Below are 24,777 nucleotides of genomic sequence, written 5' to 3' on the forward strand. Positions count from 1 at the left end.
ACGCGGGGTTATTGCCGCTGGACACGCCGCCTCAGGAGATCGTGGTCAGCAGCTGGGTGGCGCGGGTGAGGACGACGTACAGCGTGGCGCGGCCGGTGAGTGCCTCGCTCTCGATCTCCTCGGGCCGCACCACGACGATCGCGTCGAACTCCAGGCCCTTGGTGTCCAGGCCGGTGAGCACCACGACCCGGTCCTCCCCCGACGGGGTCACCGAGGAGTCCACCGCGGCCCGGGCGCCGGTGGCGTCCTCGGCGAGCTCCGGCCACGACGCCAGCCAGGCGTTCGCCTCGGAGCGGCGGGCGGCCGGGACCACGATGGCGACGGTGCCGCCCACGGCACCGGCGACCTCGACGACTGCCTCGCGGGTCGCGGCCTCGAGGTCGGCGACGCCCTCGACGACCTTCGGGTGGACGCCGGTGGAGCGCACGGCGGTGGGCAGGTCGGCGTTCAGCCCGACCCGCTCGGCGTACGCCGCTGCATGCTCGTAGATCTCGGCGGAGTTGCGGTAGTTCGTGGAGAGGTGGAACTCGTGCAGCGCCTTGCCCGCGAGCGCCTCGGCGCGCGCGGCCGAGGCCTCCTCGGGCACCGGCCAGGACGACTGCGCGGGGTCCCCGACGATCGTCCAGGACGCCGTCCGGCCGCGGCGGCCGACCATCCGCCACTGCATCGGCGTGAGGTCCTGGGCCTCGTCGACGAGCACGTGCGCGAAGCCGTCGTCCTCGATGCGGTGCGTCGGCGCCGCCCAGGCCCGACCGGTGGGGGCGTACTCGCGGTCGGCGGCGGTGAAGAGCTCCTGCATGTCCACCGACCCCTCGAGGGCGGCCAGCGGGTTGTCCCGCTCGTCCTCGACCTTCACCGGGACGTCGCCCAGCGCGTAGCGCAGCTCGTCGAGCAGCGGCACGTCCTGGACCGAGAGGTCCTCGGCGGCTCCGCTCCACGACTTCAGCAGCAGCCGCTCGTCCTCGGCCGAGAGCACGTCGTCGGAGACCCGGGCCAGCAGCTCGGGGTCGCGCAGCCAGCCCAGCACGTCGCGGGCGTGCAGCGGCGGCCACCAGGCCGCGGCGAAGTCCATGAAGGACTGGTCGGAGAGCATGTCGTCGTTGAACGCCTCGCGGCCCCGCTCGCGGCCCCGCTCGCCGCGCACCTGGCGCCACATGGCGTCGAGCAGCGCGTTGGCGACCCGGGGCAGCTGCTTGTTGCGCGGCCCCTGGGACATCAGCTGGCGGCGGACCCGCCCGAGCACGCCCCGGTCCAGCACGATCGTGTCGTCGCGCCAGAAGATCCGGAAGTGGTCGGGGCTGCCCGGGGCCTGCTGGCGGGCGGTACGGCGCAGCACCTCGGCCATCCGGGCCGCACCCTTGACGTCGGCGACCGACGGCTCGTCCTGCCGGGTCGCACGCACGCCGTCGACGACCTCGCCGAGCGAGCGCAGCGCGACGGCGGTCTCGCCGAGGCTGGGCAGCACCCGCTCGATGTAGCGCATGAAGACGCCGCTGGGGCCGACGACGAGGACGCCGCCGGTCTCGTAGCGGCGCCGCTCGGTGTAGAGCAGGTACGCCGCGCGGTGCAGCGCGACCACTGTCTTGCCGGTGCCGGGTCCGCCGGTGATCAGCACGGCACCCTTGCCGGGCGCGCGGATCGCCTTGTCCTGCTCGGCCTGGATGGTGGCGACGATCGAGTGCATCGACCGGTCCCGGGCCCGGGAGAGCTGCGCCATCAGCGCGCCCTCGCCGACGATCGGGAGGTCGGTCTCGACCGAGTCGTCGAGCAGTTCGTCCTCGACCCCGACGACGCGGGGACCGGCGCAGCGCAGCACCCGGCGGCGTACGACGTCCTGCGGCGTGGCAGCGGTCGCCTGGTAGAACACCGCGGCGGCCGGGGCACGCCAGTCGATGAGCAGCGAGTCGCGGTCGGCGTCGCGCAGCCCGATCCGGCCGATGTAGCGCGGCTCGGGGTCCTTCTCCGGACGCAGGTCGAGGCGGCCGAAGACCAGGCCCTCGTGCGCGGCGTCGAGCTGGGCGATCCGGCGCGCCGCCTGGTAGACCATCGCGTCGCGCTCGACCAGGCCACCCTCGTGGCCGATCTTGCCGCGGTCGTGGCCCTCGCGCGCGAGCTGTCGGGCGGCCTGGGCCGAGTCCTTCAGCTGCACGTAGACGCGGTCGACGAACGCCTGCTCGTTCGCGACCTCTCGCTCCACCAGCTCGTCACTCAAGGACGAACCCCCTCGCTCGTACCGGTCCCGGCCCGTGCCGCGGCGTGGGCCGCCACGGCAAGTCCACCAGCCTATCGCCGCTGCGGGACCGGTTCCGCCAGATTGCGAGACCACTGCGTCACAGGGACGGCCCCCGTACGGCCTACCGGGAGCGGGACAGGAAGGCGAGCATCGCCTCCTTGGCCTCCTCGGAGCCGAAGAGGCGGGCGCTCAGCGCCGCGAGCTCGGGCCCGCGGGCGTCGAGCCGCTCGACCAGCTCGCGGTTGAGCAGCGCCTTGGTCTCGCGCAGGCCCTGCGCCGCGCCGGTGCCGAGGCTCGCGCAGACCGCGTCCACCGCCTCGTCGAGGTGGTCGCGCGGGACGGCGCTGGTCACCAGGCCGTACGCCGCGGCGTCGGCGCCGCGGAACGTCTCGCCGCCCAGGCAGGCCAGCGCTGCCGCGCGGCTGGTCATCCGGGGCAGCACGGTCACCGAGATCGCCGCCGGGGCCAGGCCGAGCTTGACCTCGGTGAGCGCGAAGGAGGCCTCCTCGGCGCTGATCGCGACGTCGGAGGCGGCCACGATGCCGGTGCCGCCGGCGCGCACGGCGCCGTGCACCCGGGTGACGACCGGCTTGGGCAGGGTGAGGATGCGGCGCTGGATGGCGATGATCGTGAGCGCGCCCTCCTCCATGCTCCCGGTGGCGGCCTCGGCGAGGTCAGCACCGGAGCAGAACACCGTGCCCGTCGCCCGGATCAGCACGACCCGGGCGTCGTCGTCCGCTGCTGCCCGGTCCAGGGCGGCCACCAGCTCGCCGACCAGCTGGCGCGAGAGCGCGTTGCGGTTGTGGGGGGAGTCGAGGGTGATCGTGGCCAGGCCGTCGGAGACCTCGTAGTGGACCACCCGGTCCGGGGCGGCGGCGGAGTCGCTCATGGCGCGATCCTAGCCCGCGGGTTAGCGATCGTTAACCACCCGTGCGGCGTCGCGCCGCCCGGTCTGGACCCCTGCGCACCAGGACCAATCCGTCTGCGGCGCGGGGCCGAACTCCTCATGTCACCGCCCAGTCTTGGGCCACGTCGAGGAGAGGGCGCACCATGGAGCTGTCCCGTCGCGTGTCCCCGCTCCCGTCCCAGCTCGCGTCACCTGACCCGCAAGGATCACTGCCGTGGAACTGAACCGGCCACTGGCCGGCGTCCCCTCCTCCGGAGGTCCGCCGGCGGCCCCCGACCTCGGGGGCATGCTGCGGCTCGCCGCGCGTGGCGACCAGGGGGCGTTCGCCGATCTGTACGACGCCACGTCCTCCCGGGTAGTCGGCCTGGCGGTGCGGGTCGTGCGTGACCCGGCCCAGGCCGAGGAGGTCGCCCAGGAGGCGTTCCTGGAGATCTGGCGGACGGCCGCCCGGTTCGACCCGGCCCGGGGCAGCGCGTTGGCGTGGATGCTGACGATCGTGCACCGCCGGGCCGTGGACCGGGTCCGGGCCGCCGAGGCGGCGACCCGCCGGGACACGACGTACCACCTGCAGAACCAGTCGGTGGACCACGACGCGACCGCCGAGGCGGCCCAGGCGTCGATGGAGGCCCGCCGGGTGCGCGGCGCGCTGCAGAGCCTCACCCCGGTCCAGCGCGAGGCGCTGGAGCTGGCGTACTTCGGGGGCTACACCCACACCGAGGTCGCGGGGATGCTCGACCTGCCGGTGGGCACGGCGAAGACCCGGATCAGGGACGGCCTGATCCGGTTGCGAGACACGATGGGAGTAGGAGGCCCGCGATGAGCGACGTCCACGCCCTGTCTGGCGCCTACGCCGTCGACGCTGTCGACGACGCGGAGCGTGCCCTGTTCGAGCGCCACCTCGCCGAGTGCGAGGCCTGCCGCGCCGAGGTCGAGAGCCTGCGCGAGGCCGCGGCCCTGCTCGCCGAGACCACTGCCACCACGCCCGCCCCCGGCCTGCGCGACGCGGTGCTGGCCGGCATCGCGACCGTGCGACCGCTGCCACCGGCGACCGAGCCTCCCGTCAGCGGCCCGCCGGCGCCCACCGCTCCGCCGCAGCCCACGACCGGGCCCGAGTCCGGGCCCGATGCCCCGCCCCCCGCGGGGCCGGTCGTGCCCCTGCGTCGGCGCGCACGCCGCCGGTGGCTCCCGTCCCTGGCCGCCGCCGCGGCGGTGATCGCCGCGTGCGGCATCGGGCTCGGGGTCACCCAGCCGTGGGAGGAGGACGGGACCGTCCAGGTGCCGTCCGCCGCCGAGCGGGTGCGCAACGCCCCCGACGCCCAGGCGTGGAGCCAGGAGTTCCCCGACGGGTCGGTCGCGACGCTGATCCGCTCGACGTCCCTGAACCAGGCGGTGGTCGTGACCGAGGACATGGCCGACCCCGCAGAGGGCCGGGTCTACGAGCTGTGGCTGCAGCACGACGAGCGGATGGTCCCGGCCGGGCTGATGCCCAAGGGGCCGAACAACGTCGTGGAGCTCGAGGGCGACCCGGCCTCCGCGGACGGCTTCGGGATCACGATCGAGCCCGCCGGCGGCTCCCCCGCCCCCACCACCGCCCCGCTGACAGTCATCGAGTTCGACAAGGCCTGAGCTCGACGAGTACGCCGTGCGTCAGCCGGCGTCGGCCTCCGGCTCCGGGTCGGTCTCCGCCTCCTCGCGGCGGCGCCGCTCGGCCTCGTAGCGGCGCCGCTGCTCCTCGGCCCGCTCGCGGACCTGGCGCAGGAACTCCGCGTCCTTCTCGGGGTCGGCGGCCGCGGCCCGGCCGGGGCGCTCGTACTCCGGGAACCCGGGGGCCGCGCCCTGCTCGCGGGTGAGCGGCCGCTCCCGGCCGGACCGGCCGACCACCAGCCAGGCCAGCGACCCGACCAGCGGGAAGAACAGCACGAGGATGATCCAGGCGACCTTCGGCAGGTGCCGGACCCGCCGCTCGGGAGTGCCGATCACGTCGACGACGCAGAAGACCCACAGCACGAAGACCAGCACGGCGGGCAGGAACCGGATCATGGCCGGATTGTGGACCATGCCGCCGCGGCGTGGGCGTGCTTTCATCGAAGCATGGACCGGGTGCGGGCCGCGTTCCAGGCCACGCCGCGAGCGGACTTCCTGCCCGCGACGCAGCGCCACCGCGCCGGCGAGGACGTGCCGGTCGAGATCGGGCTGGGCATGACCAACTCCCAGCCGCGCACGGTGGCGGCGATGCTGCGGCTGCTGGCGGTCCGTCCCGGCGACCGCGTGCTCGACGTGGGCGCCGGCTCCGGATGGACCACCGCGCTGCTGGCCCACCTCACCGGGGCCGCCGGGAGCGTGGTCGGCACCGAGATCGAGCCGGCGCTGGTCGCGTTCGGGACCCTCAACCTGAGCCGGGCCGGTCGCCCGTGGGCGAGCATCCAGCCGGCGGCCGAGGGCACCCTCGGCGACCCGCGCCGGGCGCCGTACGACCGGATCCTGGTCTCCGCGATGGCCCGGGAGCTGCCCGCGGACCTGGTCGCGCAGCTGGGCCCGGGCGGGATCCTCGTGGTCCCGGTGCAGGGCACGATGGTGCGGGTCCGCAGCGGCCCGGGCGGACCGCGCATCAGCGAGCACGGGGCCTACCGCTTCGTCCCGCTCCGCTGAGCCGGGCCGACGTCGCGGCTCAGTCCTCCGGGTCGTCGAACGGCAGCCGCATCGGCTCGGTCAGCGGCGAGGACTGGTCGAAGGTGACCTTGATGTCCTGGGCCCGCTTGTGCCGCTGGGCGCGGGCGTAGCTGGTGTACGCGCGCCGGTCGGCGTCGGTGAGCGGCGACTTGTCGGAGAACGCCGCCATCAGGGCCCGCGGCCACAGCCGCCGAGACAGCACGACGTTCACCTCGATGCCGATCATCCCCATCACCGCCGCGATCCACAGCAGCCCGATCAGGCCGAGGACCAGCGCGAAGGTCTGGTTCATCTCGCTGGTCTCGGCGAGGATCCCGGTGACGTACGCCGTGCCGATGACCTGCAGCGTCTGCCACAGCACCGCGATCACCAGGGCACCCGGCCAGGCGTGGCGCAGCTGGTGGGTGCCGGCCACGCCGAGCTGCATCAGCAGCGAGAGCACCGCTGTCATCACCGCGACCGTGAGCAGCACGATCGGCCAGCGGTAGGACGCGATCTGCTCCCCGAAGACAGTGGCCTGGCTCAGCGCCGAGGCCAGCGAGATCGCGAGCAGGGCCACGCCGGCGGTGGCGAGCAGCATCAGGCTGCGCAGCCGCAGCAGCACCGGGTTGGGGCGCTTGTTGCGCGGCACCGCCCAGGCGGTGTTCAGCGCGTTCTGGATCGCGGTGCCCAGGCCGAGGGCACCGTAGAGCGCCACCAGCGAGCCGACCACCAGCCCGGCGGCCGAGCCCTGGAGCCCCTCGGGGCGGCCGAGCTGGTCGCCGATGATCGGGAACTGGCTCAGCGCGGAGTCGAGCACCGACTCGCGCAGGCTGTCGTTGCCCTGCAGCACGAAGCCGAGGATCGAGGAGCCCAGCAGCAGCAGCGGGAAGATCGCGATGAACGCGTAGTACGTGATGATCGCGGCCAGGTAGTTGCCCTGGTCATCGGAGTACTTGTAGATGACAGCGATCGGAAACCCGAGGACCGACGTGCGCTGCTGGCCGCGATCGACGGCATCGACGACTCGACCCACGGGGGCCACGGTACCGGGGCGGGCTGGCCGAAGCGCCGCGCGGCCCGGCGCGGCGCCCCGACTGGCTCGCCTCAGTAGGACTTGGGCAGCCCCAGCGAGTGCATGGCCACGTAGTTGAGGATCATCTCCCGGCTCACCGGGGCGATCCGGGTGACTCGGGAGGCCACCAGCAGGCCGGCGACGCCGTACTCCTGGGTGGCGCCGTTGCCGCCGTGGACCTGCACCGCCCGGTCGACTGCGCGCACGCACGCCTCGCCGGCGGCGTACTTCGCCATGTTCGCGGCCTCGCCGGCGCCGACATCGTCGCCGGCGTCGCACAGCGCCGCCGCCTTCTGGGTCATCAGCCGGGCCATCTCGACCTCGATGTGCGACTCCGCCAGCGGATGGGCGACTGCCTGGTGGGCCCCGATCGGCGCCTTCCACACGACCCGCTCCTTGGCGTATGCAGTGGCCCGGTCCAACGCGTGCCGCGCGAGCCCGGTGGCGAACGAGGCGGCCATGATCCGCTCGGGGTTCAGGCCCGCGAAGAGCTGCACCAGCCCGGCGTCCTCGTCGCCGACGAGCGCGTCGGCCGGGAGCCGGACGTCGTCGAGGAAGACAGTGAACTGCTTCTCCGGGGAGACGATCTCCATCGCGATCTCCTGGGCCTCGAAGCCCAGAGCGTCGGTCGGCACCACGAACAGGCACGGCTTGAGCCGGCCGGTCCCGCCGTCCTCGGTGGAGCGGTCCTCGGTGCGGGCCACGACCAGCACGTGGTCGGCCTCGTCGACCCCGGAGATGTAGACCTTGCGGCCGGACAGCAGCCAGCCGCCATCCGGCGAGTCCGGGTCGCGGCGCGCGGTGGTCGAGATCCGGTGGGAGTTGGACCCGGCGTCGGGCTCGGTGATCGCGAAGGCCATGGTGCCGGTGCCGTCGGCGATGCCGGGCAGCCAGCGCCGCTTCTGCTCCTCGGTGCCGAACCGGCCGATCACCGTGCCGCAGATCGCGGGGCTGACCACCATCAGCAGCAGCGGGCAGCCCTGGGCGGCGAGCTCCTCGCAGACCGCCGCGATGTCCCCGATGCCGCCGCCCCCGCCGCCGTACTCCTCGGGGATGTTGATGCCGAGGTAGCCGGTGCGGCCGATCTCCAGCCACAGGTCGGTGGTCTTGCCCCCGCTGCGGGCCTGCGCGGTGAAGTAGTCGCGGCCGTACTTGCCGGCCAGCTTCGCGACCTGGCGGCGCAGCTCCTGGCGCTCCTCGGACTCGGTGAACGTGCTCATCCCTGCTCCTCCTCCTCGACGACGGCGAGGACCGCACCGGCCGCCACCTGGTCTCCCACGGACACGGGGAGCTCGCTGACCACGCCGTCGTACGGCGCGGCGACGGTGTGCTGCATCTTCATGGCCTCCAGCACCAGCACCGGCTGGCCGGCGGTGACCCGGGCGCCGGCCTCGACCAGCACGCCCACGACGCTGCCGGGCATCGGCGCGAGCAGGGACCCGGTCGCGACCTGCGCGGCCGGGTCGGTGAACCGCGGCACCCGGCTCAGCCGCACGTGGCCGCGCGGCGAGTCGACGTGGGCGAGCGCGCCGTCGAGCAGCACGTCGTACGTCGTGGCGACCCCGTCGGCCTCGAGCGTGACCCGGTCGGGCGCCGCAGCCAGGACCGCCGGGCCGGCCGCGATCCGGTAGCCGTCGCGGCCGCCGTACCAGCGCACCTCGAGCGGCTCGGACAGGCCGTCGACGGCGAACGACGTCGACTGCGGCTGGCTGACCACGTTGCGCCACGCCACCGGGATCCGCCGCTGCACGGTGCGGGCCAGGCGGTCGTGCTCGGCCAGCGCGACCGCCGCGGCGGCGGCCGGCGCGGCCAGGGCCGCGGGGTCGGCCCCGGCGGACCGGCTGGCCAGCTCCTGGACGTCGAGGAAGTCGGTGCTGACCTCGCCGGCGGCGAAGACCGGGTGCCGCAGCACCTCCACGAGCAGGTCGCGGTTGGTCCTCGGACCGTGGACCCGGGCCCGGGACAGCGCCCCGGCGAGCCGGCGCAGCGCCTGCTCCCGGGTCGGCGCCCAGGCGATGACCTTGGCGAGCATCGCGTCGTAGTGGGTGCCGACCTCGCTACCGGTGACGAAGCCGGTGTCCAGGCGGATGCCGGGCTCGGACGGGCCGGTGAACTCGGCGACGACGTCGGGGACCTCGAAGGTGACCAGGGTGCCGCTCTGCGGCTGCCAGTCGGCGGCCGGGTCCTCGGCGTAGAGCCGGACCTCGACGGCGTGCCCACGCGGCCCCTCGGCCGGTGCGAGGACCGGGTGGCCCTCGGCGACGGCGAGCTGCTGCTCGACCAGGTCGACCCCGAAGACTGCCTCGGTGACCGGGTGCTCGACCTGGAGGCGGGTGTTCATCTCCAGGAACCAGAACCGGGTGGGGTCGCCCGCGTCGAGGAGGAACTCCACGGTGCCGGCGCCGACGTAGTCGATCGCGGCGGCGGCCCGGCGCGCGGCCTCGTGCAGCGCCGCGCGGGTCTCCTCGGCCAGGCCCGGGGCCGGGGTCTCCTCGACCACCTTCTGGTGGCGGCGCTGGATCGAGCAGTCGCGCTCGCCGTACACCGCGACCGTGCCGTGCCGGTCGCCGACGACCTGGACCTCGACGTGGCGGCCGTGCTCGACGTACGGCTCGACGAAGACGGTGCCGTCGCCGAACGCCGAGGCCGCCTCCGCGGCGGCCTTCTCCACCTCGCCGGGCAGGTCGGCCAGCGTGCGGACCACCCGCATCCCGCGGCCGCCACCGCCCGCGGAGGCCTTCACCAGCAGCGGCAGGTCGGCCTCGGTGGCCCCGGTGCCGAGGTCGGCGAGGACCGGCACGCCGGCGGCCTCCATCAGCTTCTTGGACTCGATCTTGGAGCCCATCGACTCGATCGAGGCGGGGTCCGGCCCGACCCAGGTCAGGCCGGCGGCCAGGACCGCGCGGGCGAAGTCGGCGTTCTCGGAGAGGAAGCCGTAGCCGGGGTGGACAGCGTCGGCGCCGGCCCGGCGGGCGGCCTCGACGACCAGGTCGGCCCGCAGGTAGGTCTCGGCCGGGGTGCTGCCCGGCAGCCGGACCGCGTGGTCGGCCTCCGCGACGAACGGCAGGCCCGCGTCGGCGTCGGAGTGCACGGCCACGGTCTCGACGCCGAGTCGGCGGCAGGTGGTGAACACGCGGCGGGCGATCTCGCCCCGGTTGGCCACGAGGAGTCGGGTGATCACTTCTGGCCTCACATTCGGAAGACGCCGAAGCGGTCGGTGCCGGCGACCGGTGCGGTGTCGATGACGGACAGGCAGATGCCCAGGACGGTGCGGGTGTCGCGGGGGTCGATGACGCCGTCGTCGTAGAGCATCCCGGACAGGACGTAGGGCAGGCTCTGCTCCTCGACCATCTGCTCCACGAAGGCCCGCATCCCCGCGTCGGCCTCCTCGTCGAACGGCTTGCCCTTCGCCTCGGCGGCGGCGCGCGAGACGATCGAGAGCACCCCGGCGAGCTGGGCGGGCCCCATCACCGCGGACTTGGCGTTGGGCCAGGTGAACAGGAAGCGCGGGTCGTAGGCGCGACCGTTCATCCCGTAGTTGCCGGCGCCGTAGGAGGCCCCGATCAGCACCGAGAGGTGCGGCACCGTCGAGTTGGAGACCGCGTTGATCATCGCGGCGCCGTGCTTGATGATCCCGCCCTGCTCGTACTCCGCGCCGACCATGTAGCCGGTGGTGTTGTGCAGGAACAGCAGCGGGGTGTCGCTGGAGTTGGCGAGCTGGATGAACTGGGTGGCCTTCTGGGCCTCCTCGCTGAACAGCACGCCCTGGGCGTTGGCGAGGATCCCGATCGGCCGGCCGTGCAGCCGCGCCCAGCCGGTGACCAGCGACGCGCCGTAGAGCGGCTTGAACTCGTCGAAGGCCACCTCGTTGCCGGCGCTCGGCCCGTCCACGATCCGGGCGATCACCTCGCGCGGGTCGAAAGGCTCCTTGAGGTCGGCCGGGATCAGGTCCAGCAGCGTGTCCGGGTCGTACGCCGGCTCGGCGTACGCCGTGGGCTCGGGGGAGGCCTTGCGCCAGTTCAGCCGGGCGACGATGCGCCGGCCGATCCGGATCGCGTCGCGCTCGTCCTCGGCGAGGTAGTCGGCCAGCCCGGAGGTCCGGGCGTGCATCTCGGCGCCGCCGAGGGTCTCGTCGTCGGTGTCCTCGCCGGTGGCCATCTTCACCAGCGGCGGCCCGGCCAGGAACACCTTGGCCTGCTCCTTGACCATCACCGTGTAGTCGGAGAGCCCCGGCACGTAGGCGCCGCCGGCGGTCGCGTTGCCGAAGACCAGCGCGATCGTGGGCTGCCGGCGGGCGCTGGCCCGGGTCAGGTCCCGGAAGACCTTGCCGCCCGGGATGAAGATCTCCTTCTGGGTCGGCAGGTCGGCTCCGGCGGACTCGACCAGGCTGATGCTGGGCAGCCCGTTCTCCTCGGCGATCTGCGCGGCCCGGAAGGTCTTGCGCAGCGTCCAGGGGTTGGAGGCGCCACCCTTCACGGTCGGGTCGTTGGCGGTGATCATGCACTCCACGCCCTCGACCACGCCGATGCCGGTCACCACGCTGGCGCCGACTGTGAAGTCCGAGCCCCAGCCGGCCAGCGGGCTGAGCTCGAGGAACGCCGAGCCCTCGTCGATGAGCAGCTCGATCCGCTCGCGGGGCAGCAGCTTGCCGCGCTCGTGGTGGCGGGCGACGTACTTCTCCCCGCCGCCGGCGACGGCCTTCGCGTGCTGCTCGTCGAGGTCGGCGAGCTTGGCGAGCAGGTGCTCGCGGCGGTCCCCCTCGGTCCCGGCCTCGCTGTCGATGGCCGTCATTTCGTGTACCCCAGCAGCTTGGCGGCAAGGTCGGTGAGCACCTCGGTCGCTCCTCCTCCGATCGGCAGGAGCCGGGCGTCGCGGTAGTGCCGCTCCACCTCGGTCCCGTGCATGTATCCCGTCCCGCCGTGCAGCTGGACGGCCTGGTCACAGACGTACGTCGCGGCCTCGCAGGCGGTCTGCTTGGCCAGGCAGGCCTCCGCGATCACCTGCTCCCCGGCGACGTGCCGGGCCGCGACGGCGTGGGTGTAGGCGCGGGCGGCCTCCACCCGGCGGTGCATCTCGACGAGCTTGTGGCGCACCACCTGGCGCCGGATCAGCGGCTCCCCGAACGTGGTGCGCTCGCGGCAGTAGGCGGCTGCCAGCTCCAGGGAGCGGGCGGCGATGCCGTAGCCGTGCACCGCCAGAGCCATCCGCTCCACGACGAACTGCTCGGCGATGTACCAGAAGCCGGCGTCCTCCTCGCCGACCAGGTTCCCGGCCGGGACCCGCACGTCGACGTAGGACAGCTCGGCGGTGTCGGAGCAGTGCCAGCCCATCTTCGCCAGCGACCGGTCGACGGTGAAGCCGGGCGTGTCGGTGTCGACCACCAGGAGGCTCACGCCGCCGGACCCGGCGCCGCCGGTGCGCACGGCGGTGGTCACGAAGTCGGCGCGGGCCCCGGAGGTGATGAAGGTCTTGGCCCCGTTGACGAGGTAATAGGGCTCCCCGTCCCCCGTGACCAGCTCAGCGGTCGTGCGCAGGTTGCCGACGTCCGACCCGCCGCCGGGCTCGGTGATCGCCAGGGACCCGATCCTCTCCCCGGCCAGCGTGGGCCGCACGTAGCGCTCCACGAGGTCCGGCGACCCGTGGGCGGCGATGTGCGGCAGCGCGATGCCGTTGGTGAACAGGCCGGCCATCAGGCCGCTGGAGGCGCCCGCGCCGAACATGCCCTCCTGGAGGGCGATGGTGTCCAGCAGGTCGCCGCCCTCGCCGCCGACGTCCTCGGGGAAGGAGACCCCGAGCAGGCCCTGGCGGGCCGCCGCGCGGTGCAGCTCGCGCGGGATCGAGCCGGCGTCCTCCCACGCCTGCAGGTGCGGCGCCACCTCGCGGCGGGTGAACTCCGCGGCGGTCTCCCGCAGCGCGCTGCGGGCCTCTCGGGCCTCGTCGGTGACGCTCACAGCAGGTCCTCCTGGACATGGACGGGACGGGACCGCACCCACTCGCCGAGCGCCTTGGCCTGGGGGTCGAACCGCGTCGAGGCGGCGACGCCCTGGCCCAGGAGCCCGCGGATCACGACGTTCACGGCGCCGAGGTTCGGCAGCACGTAGACGTCGAGGTCGAGGTCGGCCGCCTCGGGGACCAGCTCGCGCACCTTGCGCGGGCTGAGCAGCTTCGCGAGCCACGAGACCCGTTGGGCGTGCAGGGGCGAGCCGTCGTTGGCCACCCACAGGCCGAGGTTGGCGTCGCCGCCCTTGTCGCCGGAGCGGGCGTGCACGAACGAGCCCAGCGGCACCCGGCGGGTCAGCGTGTCCGGCGGAGCGGGGTACGGCGAGGGCCGCCGGCCCGCGTCGCGCACCTCCGGGTCGGTCCCGGCGGGGCCGAACTCGGTCGGATCGGCGACCACCTCGCGGGTGCCGTCCGCGTGGACGACCGTGTGGGTGACGGCCGCGCGGTCGACGTACGCCGCCCGGTAGACGCCGTACGGCGTGGCCGGGCCGGGGGGCGCGGTCAGCGTGAAGCCGGGGTAGGAGCCGAGGCCGAGCTCGACGGCGGCGGCGGTGAACGCCCGGCCACAGGGGTCGGGCCGGGGGTCCATCACCGTGCAGCGCAGCAGCGTGGCGGCGCCCTCCTCGGTCTCCGCGCCGGGCTGCGCGGTCTGGCCGCCGGTCCAGCTGACCTCGGCGGCCGTGAGCCGCGGGGAGAGCTGGGCGCGCACCCAGTCGGCCTTGGCGTCGACGTCGAGGCCGGTGAGCACGAACTCCACGGTGTTGCGGAAGCCGCCGAGCTCGTTGACGCAGACCTTGAGCTGCTCCGGCGGCGGGCCGCCGCGGACGCCGGTGACCGCGACCCGGTCCGGGCCGGCCTGCTCGAGGCGGACCGTCTCCAGGTGGGTGGCGACGTCGGGGTTGAGGTAGCGGGTGGACTGGATCTCGTAGACCAGCTGCGCGGTGACGGTGTCGACGGTGACCGCGCCGCCGGTCCCGGCGTGCTTGGTGATGACGCTGGAGCCGTCCGCGGCGATCTCGGCGAGCGGGAAGCCGAGCGGCAGCGCGGGGTCCCGGCCGTCGGCGAGCAGCTCGCGGAACCCGGAGAAGTTCCCGCCGGTCGCCTGGGTGCCGCACTCCAGCACGTGGCCGGCCACGACGGCGCCCGCCAGCTCGTCGTACGACGTGGGCGTCCAGCCGAAGCGGGCGGCGGCGGGTCCGACGACCAGGGAGGCGTCGGTGACCCGGCCGGTGACGACGATGTCGGCGCCGCGGGTCAGGGCGGCGGCGATGCCGAAGCCGCCGAGATAGGCGTTGGCGGTGAGCGCGCCTCCGAAGCCGAGCTCGGCGGCCTGCGCGCGCAGGTCGTCGCCCTCGACGTGGGCGACCTGCGGGTCCAGGCCGAGCCCGCGGGCCACTTCGCGGACCCGGTCGGCCAGCCCGGCCGGGTTGAGCCCGCCGGCGTTGCTGACGATGCGGACCCCCCGCTCCAGCGCCAGGCCCAGGCAGTCCTCGAGCTGGCGCAGGTGGCTGCGGGCGTAGCCCAGGGACGGGTCCTTCATCGTGTCCCGGCCCAGGATCAGCATCGTGAGCTCGGCGAGGTAGTCGCCGGTCAGCACGTCGAGCGGGCCGCCCTCGAGCATCTCCCGCATCGCGGCGGCCCGGTCGCCGTAGAAGCCCGAGCAGTTGCCGATCCGCAGCACGTCGTCCGGCGCGCTCATCGGCGGTCCCGCCCCGGGCCGGCCGGGCCGGCGAAGGCCTGGGCGATCGTGAGCCACTGCTCGGCGTCGGCGCCGAGCGCCACCAGGTCGGTGTCGTCGCGGTGCACCCGCTGGGTGACCAGCCGGCAGAAGTCGTACGCCGACCCGGTGACCGACTGCGCGGCGTCCTCGGGACCCCACGCCCAGGTCTCGCCGGACGGCGCGGTCAGCTGGATCCGGAACTCCGCGGCCGGGGCGTCCAGGCCCCGGTTGCGGAACGCGTAGTCGCGGGTCCGGACGCCGAGGTGGGCGACGTGGCGGATCCGGTCGGTCGGTGCGGTCCCGGTCCCCAGCGCCTCGTGCACGTCGAGCGCGTGCGCCCAGGTCTCCATGAAGCGGGCGGTCGCCATCGAGGCCGGCGACATCGGCGGCCCGAACCACGGCATCCGCTCGTCGTCGGGGAAGTCCAGCAGCGCCGCCCGCAGCCCGTCGCGCGCGGCGCCCCAGCGGGCCAGCAGCGCCGGCGGCTCGAGCGCGGCGATCTGGTGGGCGCTGGCGTCGACGTACCCCTCGGGGTCGGCGATGGCCTCCAGCACCTTCTCGTCCCAGGCCGCCTTCCCCTCCGGGGTCAGGCTGCCCGCCGCGAGCATGGCGACCTCGTCGGTCCACAGCAGGTGCGCGATCTGGGTGGCCACGGTCCAGCCCTCGGCGGGCGTCGGCGTCGCCCAGCCGTCGGCGTCGAGGCCGGCCACCGCGCTCCACAGGGTGTCGCCCTCGGCGGTCAGGTCGGCGAGCAGGTCGTCGAGCAGGGTCATGCGCTCTCCTTCGTCGGCGCCGGGGCGAGCGCGGCGTCGAGGGTGCGGGCCCACTGGTCGAGGATCCGGGCCCGTCGGCGGGTGTCGTCGGTGATGGTCTGGGCCAGGCCGAGGCCGCGGACCAGGTCGAGGGTGGCCTGCACGAGCTCGCGCGACCCGTCGCGGGACTCGTCGGCGCCGAGCAGCTCGACGGTCAGGTGGTGGATCTCGCGGCCGACGCGCTGCTCCAGCGGCGCCACGGCGGCCAGCAGCGCCGGGTCGGTGCGGGCGGCGACCCACAGCTCGAGGGCCGCGGTGAAGACCGGCGAGGTGAAGTGGTCGGCGAGCATCTGAAGCACCGCCCGGGTGCGCCGCTCCCCCGTCGGCAGCCGCTCGGCCGCGGCGCTCAGCTCGGCGGCGCGCACCTCGGCGACGTGCTCCACGGCGGCGACGACCAGTGCGTTCTTGCTCGGGAAGTGGTGCAGCTGAGCCCCGCGGCTGACCCCGGCGCGCTCGGAGACCAGCGTGGTCGAGGTCCCGGCGAAGCCGCGCTCGACGAGCAGCTCCACGGTCGCCTCCAGCAGCCGGGCGCGCATGGCCCGCGACCGCTCCTCCTGCGGAACCCGAGTCGGGGATGTGGTGCCGGTCACGGCTGAAGCATGCCCCGCCCCCCAACAAACAGTCAAGCCTGCTTTTTTCTACCGGTTGAATCGGGACTCCCGCCCGTCGAGTCGGGGGTTTCGCCGGTCGAGTCGGGACTCCCGCCCGTCGAGTCGGGGGTTCTGTACGCCGAGTCGGGAGTTGCGGATGGGCCCGGGGCCCGTCAGTCGATCCGCGCCGCCAGGGGCAGCCGGCTGCGGACCGTCAGGCCGACCAGGGCCGCGGTCAGCAGCGGCAGGCCGACGACTACCGAGCCGATGAGCAACCAGGGGATGTCGACGAAGTGGTCGGGCAGGCCGGCGCCGTCCGGCCGCCACCCGGACCCGGTGAGCGGATAGGTGACCGCCCACCCGGGCACGAACCCGACCACCGCGCCGAGCACCGACCCCACCAGCCCGATCACCAACGCGTACGACGCCGCAACGGCGCGCCGCAGCCGGGGCGCGGCACCGACCGCGGAGAGGGTCGCCAGGTCCGCCCGCGCGTCGGAGAGCGCGAGCGAGGTGGCGGTGACCGTCCCGGCCAGCATCAGCACCGCGCCCAGGGCACCCAGCGCCACCTGCACCAGGCTGGCGAAAGCCGGGCGCTGGTAGCCCCGCTCGACCTCGACCTGGCTGTGCGGGGCCACGGCGGCCAGGGCCGCCTTCAGCTCGCGCTCGGCGGTCCGGGACACCGGGCCGCGGATGGCCAGGCCCACCGTGGCGACCGGCAGGTCGAGCTCGGCGGCGGCCTGCGGAGAGAGGACGGCGGACATCGCGAGCACGTCGGGCGCGAGATCGACCACGGCCACCGGAGCCTCGATCCGCCGGCGCTCGAGGTCACGCTCGTCCACAGCGTCGTACGACGTCCGCTCCAGCTCGACATGGCCGCGGTCCCCCGGCACCGGGACGTGGCTGAAGCCGACCGCCCCGCCCGCGGCCAGGGCCCGGTCCGCGCGCACCCGGTCGCCCTCGGAGATCCCGGTCAGCGCCGAGGGCAGCCGGTCCCCGACCACGATGCCGGCCCCGAGCGCCGCCCCCCACTCATCGCGCTGCGCAGCCCCGGCCGGGGTACGGACCGCCAGCTCGAGGCTCTCGCTGTCGGGCTCGACCACCCCGCGGATCTCTTCGAGGTCCGCGTCGGGCAGCTGCTCGGCGACGCTGGCGCGCAGCGCCGCCCAGTCGGCTGCGGGGTCGGCGTAGCCGGTGTCCGGGTCGGGGACCGTGGCCAGCGCCGCACCGTGCCTCAGCGTGGAGACGTGGGTCGCGGCGCTCTCGGCCTCGTCGCTAGCCGTGGCGATACCGAGCGCGACCACCCCGCAGACGGTCGCGGCCACCGCGGCCACCGCGGGCACGGTGCGGCTGCGGTGCCGGGCGGCGTCACGCACGGCGTACCGCAGCGGGAGGGGGAGGCCGCGGCCCAGGCGGGCCACGGTCGCGACCACCACCGGCACCAGCAGCACCATCCCGAGCACCGCCAGGATCGCGGCGGCCGTCACCCGGATCTCGCCGCCGGGACGGCTGCCGGCCGCGGCGCCGGCGATCCCGAGGCCGAGCAGGACCAGGCCGAGGAGCGGCGAGCGCAGGGAGGGCGGTCCCTCCCCGCGGCGACCGCCGAGGACGGCGACCACGTCCTGGCGCGACGCGGTCCACGCCGGGACCGCGGCAGCCAGCAGGGCGGCCACGAGCGCGAAGCCGGCGATCCCCAGCAGCCAGGCCCACGGCGGGTCGAACGGGCCGAACCACTCCCCCGACCAGTGCTGGGCGACCGGCACCAGGACCGCGCCGAGGCCGAGGCCGGCGAGCAGTCCGACGACGGCGGAGAGCCCGCCGACGACCACGGCGGTCCCCAGGACGACGCGCCGCGCCTGCGCCGGAGTGCCCCCGGCGGCGGCGACCAGGGCGATCGTGCGGGCCTGGCGGCGCGCCCCGACGGCGAACGCCGGGCCGGCCAGCAGCACCACCTCGATCAGGATCATCGCCACGATCAGGCCGACGATCGCCGCGAGCGCGTCGTCGTCCGCGTACCCGTAGTCCTCCGCCTCGGGCGGCGGGTCCTCGACCACGGCGCGGGAGAGCACGAAGGCGCCGAGGGCGTTCAGGATGCGGACCTCCTCCCAGGTGACCGGACCGCCACCGACCAGCCAGGTGGTGGTGCGCTCCGGCGTACCCCTGTCCTTCGCGGCGGCGGCGAGCGTCCCGGGGAGCCCGATCGCCTGCTCCCAGGTCCGGCTCGACGGATCCCGGGCGATCCCGACCACGGTCGGGGCGAGGAGCTCCTCCTGGTCGGGTCCGAGCACGCTCAGCTGGTCCCCGAGGTCGATCCCGTGCTCGGTCAGCGGCTCGGTGACCACGACCTCGTCGGCCGAGCTCGCCCAGCGGCCCGACGTCAGGTCGAACAGTCCCTCGGCGAGCGGGTCCGTGCCGTCGAGCTCGTGGGCGCCGACGGTGACGGGCCCGTCCGGCACCGACACCAGGACCTCGTCGTACCTCGTCTCCAGGGCGGGCACGTCCCTGCCGAGGGCGGCGTGCACCTCCGCGAGGGTCGCCCGGCCCTCGCGCACGTCGTCGGACCAGCCGCTCGTCTCGTCGGGGTCGACTGCCTGCTCGACCTGGCCGACACCGTCCTCCACCCGGATCTCGGCGTCGGCGGAGCCGAGCCGGCGGTCGATCCCCTCGAGCGTCGAGACGTCGGCCGTGCGGACCACGACCGCGGCCGTGGTCACCGCGAGCACCGGGAGCGTGATCAGCACCAGCATCAGGGCGGTACGCCGCTTGGCGCGCCACGCCTCCCGGCCCGCGAGCCGGACCGCGACCCGCCAGCCCCCGAGCCAGACGCGGAGGCGGCCGACCCGTGCGCGCGTCACTGGACGTGCCTGGGGCCGAGCAGCCCCTCCACCGAGGCGTTGCCGCTCTCGTCGACGACCACGCCGTCGCGCAGGAAGACCACCCGGTCCGCCCAGGCCGCGTGCCGGGCCTCGTGGGTCACCATCACCCCGGCGGCGCCCCCGTCGCAGCGCGAGCGGAGCAGCCGCAGGATCTCCTCGCCGGACTCGCTGTCCAGGGCGCCGGTCGGCTCGTCGGCGAGCATCAGGCGCCGCTCGCCGACCAGGGCGCGGGCGATGGCGACCCGCTGCTGCTGGCCTCCCGACATGTCGTCGGGGAACCGGTCGGCCAGGTGCTCGATGCCGACCTCGGCCAGGGCCTGGAGCGCCGCGGTCCGCGCCGCCCGGCGGCGTACGCCGTCCAGCTCGCGGGGCAGGGCGACGTTCTCGGCGGCGGTCAGCGCCGGGATGAGGTTGAAGTCCTGGAAGACGTAGCCGATCGAGGTACGCCGCAGCCGGGCCCGTTGCGTGCCGTCCAGCCCGGCCAGGTCGACCCCCTCGACCCGGACGGTGCCGGTGGTCGGCTCGTCCAGACCGCCAGCCAGCGTGAGCAGCGTCGACTTGCCCGACCCCGAGGGGCCCATCACCGCGACCAGCTCGCCGGGGCCGACGGTCAGCGAGATCCCGCGCAGCGCATGCACCTCCGCGGCGCCGGCGCCGTGGATCCGGGTCAGCCCCTCCAGGGTGAGCACGCTCATCGACCGGTCTCCTCGTCCCGCTCGACCATTTCGGTCTCCTGGCGCGCGGGCCGCTCGCGCAGCCGGTCGCGCGCCTGGTCCAGCCAGCGGCGCTCGGCGCGGCGCAGCGCGGTCACGGCCTCCGGTCCCAGCCGCTCGCTCATCGCGCCACGTCCCCGGACGGACGCGGGGCGGGCGCCGGCTCCGGCGTACCGGCCGGGCGGTCGAGCGCGGCCCGGCGCAGCCTGGCCTCGGTGTGGTCCAGCCAGCGGATCTCGGCCTCGGCGGCGAAGACCAGCGAGTCCAGGACCAGGCTCCAGGCCAGGTCCGACGGCGCGAGCGGATCCGTGGCGGGCACCTGCCGCTTGAGCCGGGTGTAGTCCTGCAGGGCGCCCATCGTGGCGACCCGCTGCTGCTGGATCACCGCGGCGACGTCGACCCCCGGGACGGTGACGGCCAGCGCCAGCTTGATCGCCAGCTCGTCGCGCGGGGGCTGGCTGCGGCTGACCGGCGTGGTGAACCAGCTGCGAGCCTGTTCGCGCCCGGTCTCGGTCAGCGCGTAGTGGACGTGACCACCCTCGTCGGCGCCGGCGGCGGCCACCAGCCCGTCGCGCTCGAGCCGGGTCAGGGTCGTGTACACCTGCCCGACGTTGAGCGGCCAGGTCGACCCGGTGCGCTGCTCGAACTCGGCGCGGAGCTGGTAGCCGTACATCGGCCCCTGCTCCAGCAGTGCCAGCAGTGCGTGCTTGACGGACATCGCGGCCACCTTCGTCTCGGATGGCCCGACCGTATACCGGATATGCATACCGCGTATACCGTTTGGTTGAGTCGTGACTTCAACCCGTTGAGTCGGGAGTTGAGACCGTCGAGTGGGGAGTTTCGGCCACGCCACGGCCGACCAGGCCGTCAGAGGTCCCGACTCAACCGTCAGAGGTCCCGACTCAACGGTAGGTCAGGTGCGCCCCGGCGAGGTGGGGGTGCTCGTTGAAGGTCAGCAGCCGGGGGCCGGTGGGGCCGACGACCACGCGGGTGATCGCGGAGTTCGCGGTGACGGTGTTGAACCGCTCCCACATCCGGGCGGTGCCGAGGCGGTCCGCGTCGGGGTCGACGAGCCCGGCGGCCACCGCCGCGATCACGCCGCCGGAGGTGACCACGACGACGGTCTCCCCGGAGCCGGCGCGGGTCGCGGCGGCGGACAGCGAGGCGCGCACGCGGGCGAGGAAGTCGGCGTACGTCTCCGGGTAGTCCGCGTCGTGCCGGCCGGCGGTCCACCGGCGGGTGGCCTGCTCGAAGATCAGCTGGAAGGCACGGCGGTCCAGTTCGCCGTCGGGGGCGTCGGGGTGCCGGGCCAGCACGTCGACGTGGTCGAACTCGTCCCAGCCGGCGTCCTCGGTGACCGTGAGCCCGCCCCACCCCGCCGCGCCCGTGAGCGCCTCCAGGGTCTCGCGGTGGCGCCGCATCGACCCGCGCACCAGCGCCGTGGGCCGTACGCCGGAGGCGCTCAGGTGCGCGCCGAGGAGCCGGCCCTGCTCCCAGCCGGTCGGCGAGAGCACGTCGTAGTCGTCGGCTCCGAACGAGGCCTGACCGTGCCGGACCAGCAGCAGAACGCCCATGCGGGGAGGCTAGTGGCCCACCCGGCCGGGGGTCCGCAGGTGGTCGAGGCGCGAGCCTCGACCACCTGCGGAGGGGGTCAGGCCGGGAACGAGCCGCCCGAGGCGGCGAGGTCGCGCAGGTACTGCGTCGGCCGGAACCGGTCGCCGTACGTCTCGGCCAGCTGGTCGGCGCGCCGGACGAAGGCGGCCAGGCCGATCTCGCCGTCGGCGCCCTGGTAGCCGGTCATGAACTGCGCCGCGCCGCCGGTCATCGGCGGGAAGCCGATGCCCATGATCGAGCCGATGTTCGCGGCGGCCGCCGAGGTGATGACGCCCTCCTCGAAGCACTTGGCGGTCTCCAGCGCCTCGGCGAACAGCATCCGGTCCTGGCAGTCCTGGATCGGCGGCTGCACCTCGGCGACCGGGAACAGCTCCGCGAGGCCCTCCCAGAGCGTGACCCGCTTGCCGGACTCGTCGTACTCGTAGAAGCCCTTGCCGCGCAGCCGGCCCGGTCGGCCCGCCTCGAGCATCCGGTCGACCACCGCGGTGCCGGGGTGCTCGGGGACGTCCAGCCCGTCGCGCTCGGCGGCCTCGCGGGTGGCCTTGGCGATCTTGGCCATCAGCTCGAGGTTGAGCTCGTCGGAGAGCTGGAGCACCGGGGCCGGGTAGCCGGCCTGGGTGGTGGCCCGCTCGATGGTCCACGGCCGGACCCCCTCGGCGAGCATCGCCATGCCCTCGTTGACCATGAACCCGATGACCCGGGAGGTGTAGAAGCCGCGGCTGTCGTTGACGACGATCGGGGTCTTCTTGATCTGCTGCACGACGTCGTAGGCCTTCGCGAGCGCGACCTCGGAGGTCTTCTCGCCCTTGATGATCTCGACCAGCGGCATCTTGTCCACCGGGGAGAAGAAGTGCAGGCCGATGAAGTCGGCCGGGCGGTCCACGCCCTCGGCCAGCTCGGTGATCGGCAGCGTCGAGGTGTTGGAGCACAGCAGCGCGTCCGCGTTGACGTACGGCGCGACCTCGGCGAACACCTTCGCCTTCAGCCCCGGGTCCTCGAAGACCGCCTCGATCACCAGGTCGCACCCGGCCAGTGCCGACGGGTCGGCCGTCGCGGTGATCCGGCCCAGCAGCTCGGCCGACTTCTCCTCGGTGAGCCGGCCCTTGCTGACCGCCTTGGCGTTGAGCTTCTCCGAGTACGCCTTGCCCTTCGCGGCGTTCTCGTCCGAGACGTCCTTGAGCACGACCTGCATGCCGGCGCGGGCGCAGACGTAGGCGATGCCGGCGCCCATCATCCCGGCGCCGAGCACGCCGACCTTCGTGGCGCGGTACGGCTCGATGCCCTGCGGGCGCAGCGACCCGGACTTGATCGCCTGGAGGTCGAAGAAGAACGCCTGGATCATGTTCTTCGAGCCCTGGTCGACCACGAGGCTGGTGAGGTAGCGCGACTCGATGCGCGACGCGGTGTCGAAGTCGACCTGGGCGCCCTCGACCGCGGCCGAGAGGATCGCCCGGGCCGCCGGGTAGAGGGCACCCTTGGTCTGCTTGCGCAGCAGCGCCGGGAACGCCGGGAGGAACGCCGCCAGCGCCGGCGACTTCGGGGTGCCGCCGGGCATCTTGTAGCCGGGCCGGTCCCAGGGGTTCTGCGCGGCCTCGGGGTTGGCCTGGATCCAGGCCTTGGCTGCCGGGACCAGCTCCTCGGGGCTCGCGACCAGCTCGTCGACCAGGCCCTTCTCCAGGGCCTGGGCCGCCTTCAGCTGCTTGCCCTCGAGCAGGAAGCCCATCAGGCCCTCCTGGAGCCCGAACATCCGCACGATGCGGGTGACGCCGCCGCCACCGGGCAGCAGGCCGAGGCTGACCTCGGGCAGGCCGACGACGACCGCAGGGTGGTCCAGCGCGATGCGGTGGTTGGTGGCCAGGCAGATCTCGAGGCCGCCGCCGAGGGCGGCGCCGTTGATCGCGGCGACGACCGGGCGCGGGTAGGTCTCCAGGCGCCGCAGGGCGGCCTTGACGCCCTCGGCCATCGCGAAGACGTCAGCGGCGTCCGCCGGGGTCGCCTGGACCATCTTCTTCAGGTCGCCGCCCGCGAAGAAGGTCTTCTTCGCGCTGGCGACCACGACGCCGGTCACGTCGTCCTGCTCGGCGTACAGGCGGTCCACGGCGGTCTGCATCGAGGAGATGTAGAGGTCGTTCATGGTGTTCGCCGACTGGTTCGGGTCGTCGAGGGTCAGCGTGACGATCCCGTCCGCGTCGCGCTCGTAGCGGACAGCGGTCTGCTCGGTGGTGCTGGTGGTCATACGAGGTCCTGTTCAGCGAGGAGGGACGGGAGGTCAGACGATCTCGACGATGGTGGCGATGCCCATGCCGCCGCCGACGCAGAGCGTGGCGAGCCCGCGGCGCAGGTCGCGGCGGCGCAGCTCGTCGACGAGCGTGCCGAGGATCATCGCGCCGGTGGCCCCGAGCGGGTGCCCCATCGCGATCGCCCCGCCGTTGACGTTGGTGACCTCGTGGCTGATCCCCATGTCCCGCATGAACCGCAGCGCGACAGCGGCGAACGCCTCGTTGATCTCCCACAGGTCGATGTCCTCGACGCCGAGGCCGGCGCGCGCCAGCGCCTTGCGGGCCGCGGGGGCCGGGCCGGTGAGCATGATCGTCGGGTCCGCGCCGGAGACGGCCGTGGAGATGATCCGGGCCCGCGGGGTCAGGCCGAGCTCGGCGCCGACGGCCTCGGTGCCGATCGCCATCACCGCCGCGCCGTCGACGATGCCCGAGGAGTTGCCGGCGTGGTGGACGTGGTCGATCCGCTCCACCCAGTGGTACTTGGCCAGAGCCACGTCGTCGAAGCCCGCGTCCGCGCCGAGCTGCGCGAAGCTCGGCCGGAGGCCCGCCAGGCTGGACACGCTGGTGTCCGGGCGGATCGTCTCGTCGCGGTCGAGCACCGTGATGCCGTTGCGGTCGGTGACCGGGACCACCGCGTCGCCGAAGTAGCCGTTCGCCCAGGCCTTCGAGGCCCGGTGGTGGGACTCCGCGGCGAAGGCGTCGCAGTCCTCGCGGCTGAAGCCCTCGATGGTCGCGATCAGGTCCGCCCCGATGCCCTGCGGCACGAAGTCGGTCCGGAACGCGGTGGCGGGGTCGGAGGCCCACGGGCCGCCGTCGGAGCCCATCGGCACCCGGCTCATCGACTCCACGCCGCCGGCGAGGATGAGGTCCTCGAAGCCGCCGCGCACCCGGCTGGCGGCCTGGTTGACCGCCTCCAGGCCCGAGGCGCAGAAGCGGTTGAGCTGCACGCCCGCGACGGTGTCGGGGTAGCCGGCCGCGAGGGCAGCGGTCTTGGCGATGTCGCCGCCCTGGTCGCCGATCGGCGAGACGACGCCGAGGACCACGTCGTCGACGCGGTTCGGGTCCAGGGTCGGGTTGCGCACCTTGATCTCGTCGAGGAGGCCGACGACGAGGTCGATCGGCTTGACCTCGTGCAGGGTGCCACTGGCCTTCCCCTTGCCGCGCGGCGTACGAAGGTGGTCGTACACGAATGCTTCTGCCATGACCGTTCCTAGCGAGGTGAGGGTGGTCGGGTCCCGATCGGGAACCGCGGTGATCCTCCGATTGTGACACCATTGGTGTCACGGTCAAGGGCGGCCACCCCGAGGCG

At 74.2% G+C, this 24,777-nt stretch carries 21 protein-coding genes; 3 read left to right on the forward strand and 18 right to left on the reverse strand.

The genetic code is table 11. From position 1 onward, the window contains the following. Positions 1 to 31: 31 nt before the first annotated feature. The gene (locus EBO35_RS18605) at positions 32 to 2,212 is read right to left on the reverse strand and encodes a HelD family protein (protein WP_122819051.1); all 2,181 of its coding nucleotides are present in this window, start codon (positions 2,210 to 2,212) and stop codon (positions 32 to 34) included. Between the two features lie 142 nt (positions 2,213 to 2,354). After that, positions 2,355 to 3,122: an enoyl-CoA hydratase-related protein gene (locus EBO35_RS18610; RefSeq protein ID WP_122819052.1), complete on the reverse strand. Its 768-nt coding sequence runs from the start codon at positions 3,120 to 3,122 to the stop codon at positions 2,355 to 2,357. 232 nt (positions 3,123 to 3,354) lie between these two features. On the opposite strand from EBO35_RS18610, the gene sigK reads away from it, so the two are divergent. After that, positions 3,355 to 3,960 (forward strand): ECF RNA polymerase sigma factor SigK, encoded by a 606-nt coding sequence (gene sigK, locus EBO35_RS18615; protein WP_263457640.1) that lies wholly within the window; start codon positions 3,355 to 3,357, stop codon positions 3,958 to 3,960. Next, positions 3,957 to 4,766, forward strand: a complete 810-nt coding sequence (locus EBO35_RS18620; protein ID WP_122819053.1) for an anti-sigma factor — start codon at positions 3,957 to 3,959, stop codon at positions 4,764 to 4,766. Before sigK ends, EBO35_RS18620 begins: the two co-directional genes overlap by 4 nt. A 21-nt stretch (positions 4,767 to 4,787) precedes the next feature. Here EBO35_RS18620 and EBO35_RS18625 read toward each other — a convergent pair whose 3' ends face one another. Then, the gene (locus tag EBO35_RS18625; RefSeq protein WP_122819054.1) at positions 4,788 to 5,180 is read right to left on the reverse strand and encodes a PLD nuclease N-terminal domain-containing protein; all 393 of its coding nucleotides are present in this window, start codon (positions 5,178 to 5,180) and stop codon (positions 4,788 to 4,790) included. A 51-nt stretch (positions 5,181 to 5,231) separates the two neighbouring features. Between EBO35_RS18625 and EBO35_RS18630 the strand changes: the two genes are divergently transcribed. Further along, the gene (locus tag EBO35_RS18630; RefSeq protein WP_122819055.1) at positions 5,232 to 5,789 is read left to right on the forward strand and encodes a protein-L-isoaspartate O-methyltransferase family protein; all 558 of its coding nucleotides are present in this window, start codon (positions 5,232 to 5,234) and stop codon (positions 5,787 to 5,789) included. A gap of 19 nt (positions 5,790 to 5,808) precedes the next feature. Here the strand turns inward: EBO35_RS18630 and EBO35_RS18635 are convergent, their stop codons facing one another. From EBO35_RS18635 to EBO35_RS18700, 15 genes are all read right to left on the reverse strand, one after another. Then, positions 5,809 to 6,825 carry a YihY/virulence factor BrkB family protein gene (locus EBO35_RS18635; protein WP_122819056.1) on the reverse strand — a complete coding sequence of 339 codons (1,017 nt, stop codon included), beginning with the start codon at positions 6,823 to 6,825 and terminating at the stop codon, positions 5,809 to 5,811. A gap of 71 nt (positions 6,826 to 6,896) precedes the next feature. Next, complete coding sequence (locus EBO35_RS18640; protein ID WP_122819057.1) at positions 6,897 to 8,084, reverse strand: acyl-CoA dehydrogenase family protein; 1,188 nt, start codon at positions 8,082 to 8,084, stop codon at positions 6,897 to 6,899. Next, positions 8,081 to 10,045, reverse strand: coding sequence for an acetyl/propionyl/methylcrotonyl-CoA carboxylase subunit alpha (locus tag EBO35_RS18645; RefSeq protein WP_122819058.1), 1,965 nt, complete (start codon positions 10,043 to 10,045; stop codon positions 8,081 to 8,083). The genes EBO35_RS18640 and EBO35_RS18645 overlap by 4 nt, the downstream gene beginning before the upstream one ends. A gap of 8 nt (positions 10,046 to 10,053) precedes the next feature. Continuing rightward, positions 10,054 to 11,655: an acyl-CoA carboxylase subunit beta gene (locus EBO35_RS18650; RefSeq protein ID WP_122819059.1), complete on the reverse strand. Its 1,602-nt coding sequence runs from the start codon at positions 11,653 to 11,655 to the stop codon at positions 10,054 to 10,056. Beyond that, the gene (locus EBO35_RS18655) at positions 11,652 to 12,815 is read right to left on the reverse strand and encodes an acyl-CoA dehydrogenase family protein (RefSeq protein WP_241153775.1); all 1,164 of its coding nucleotides are present in this window, start codon (positions 12,813 to 12,815) and stop codon (positions 11,652 to 11,654) included. Before EBO35_RS18655 ends, EBO35_RS18650 begins: the two co-directional genes overlap by 4 nt. Further along, complete coding sequence (locus EBO35_RS18660) at positions 12,812 to 14,563, reverse strand: acyclic terpene utilization AtuA family protein (RefSeq protein WP_206422614.1); 1,752 nt, start codon at positions 14,561 to 14,563, stop codon at positions 12,812 to 12,814. Before EBO35_RS18660 ends, EBO35_RS18655 begins: the two co-directional genes overlap by 4 nt. Continuing rightward, positions 14,560 to 15,357 (reverse strand): TIGR03084 family metal-binding protein, encoded by a 798-nt coding sequence (locus tag EBO35_RS18665; RefSeq protein WP_122819060.1) that lies wholly within the window; start codon positions 15,355 to 15,357, stop codon positions 14,560 to 14,562. The genes EBO35_RS18660 and EBO35_RS18665 overlap by 4 nt, the downstream gene beginning before the upstream one ends. Beyond that, positions 15,354 to 15,986, reverse strand: coding sequence for a TetR/AcrR family transcriptional regulator (locus EBO35_RS18670; protein WP_122819061.1), 633 nt, complete (start codon positions 15,984 to 15,986; stop codon positions 15,354 to 15,356). Before EBO35_RS18670 ends, EBO35_RS18665 begins: the two co-directional genes overlap by 4 nt. Before the next feature lie 173 nt (positions 15,987 to 16,159). Continuing rightward, a complete protein-coding gene (locus EBO35_RS18675; protein WP_122819062.1) occupies positions 16,160 to 18,841 on the reverse strand; it encodes an ABC transporter permease in 2,682 nt (893 codons plus the stop codon). Then, positions 18,838 to 19,557 carry an ABC transporter ATP-binding protein gene (locus EBO35_RS18680; RefSeq protein WP_122819063.1) on the reverse strand — a complete coding sequence of 240 codons (720 nt, stop codon included), beginning with the start codon at positions 19,555 to 19,557 and terminating at the stop codon, positions 18,838 to 18,840. Before EBO35_RS18680 ends, EBO35_RS18675 begins: the two co-directional genes overlap by 4 nt. After that, positions 19,554 to 19,700, reverse strand: a complete 147-nt coding sequence (locus tag EBO35_RS19650; protein ID WP_164478047.1) for a hypothetical protein — start codon at positions 19,698 to 19,700, stop codon at positions 19,554 to 19,556. Before EBO35_RS19650 ends, EBO35_RS18680 begins: the two co-directional genes overlap by 4 nt. Next, positions 19,697 to 20,293: a PadR family transcriptional regulator gene (locus tag EBO35_RS18685; protein WP_122819064.1), complete on the reverse strand. Its 597-nt coding sequence runs from the start codon at positions 20,291 to 20,293 to the stop codon at positions 19,697 to 19,699. Before EBO35_RS18685 ends, EBO35_RS19650 begins: the two co-directional genes overlap by 4 nt. 184 nt (positions 20,294 to 20,477) lie before the next feature. After that, positions 20,478 to 21,149, reverse strand: coding sequence for a histidine phosphatase family protein (locus EBO35_RS18690; protein ID WP_122819065.1), 672 nt, complete (start codon positions 21,147 to 21,149; stop codon positions 20,478 to 20,480). A gap of 77 nt (positions 21,150 to 21,226) precedes the next feature. Continuing rightward, positions 21,227 to 23,425, reverse strand: a complete 2,199-nt coding sequence (locus tag EBO35_RS18695; RefSeq protein WP_122819066.1) for a 3-hydroxyacyl-CoA dehydrogenase NAD-binding domain-containing protein — start codon at positions 23,423 to 23,425, stop codon at positions 21,227 to 21,229. 33 nt (positions 23,426 to 23,458) lie between these two features. Beyond that, positions 23,459 to 24,670, reverse strand: coding sequence for an acetyl-CoA C-acetyltransferase (locus EBO35_RS18700; protein WP_122819067.1), 1,212 nt, complete (start codon positions 24,668 to 24,670; stop codon positions 23,459 to 23,461). Positions 24,671 to 24,777: the final 107 nt, after the last annotated feature.

It is taken from the genome of Nocardioides pantholopis, from assembly GCF_003710085.1.
Classification (GTDB): domain Bacteria; phylum Actinomycetota; class Actinomycetes; order Propionibacteriales; family Nocardioidaceae; genus Nocardioides; species Nocardioides pantholopis.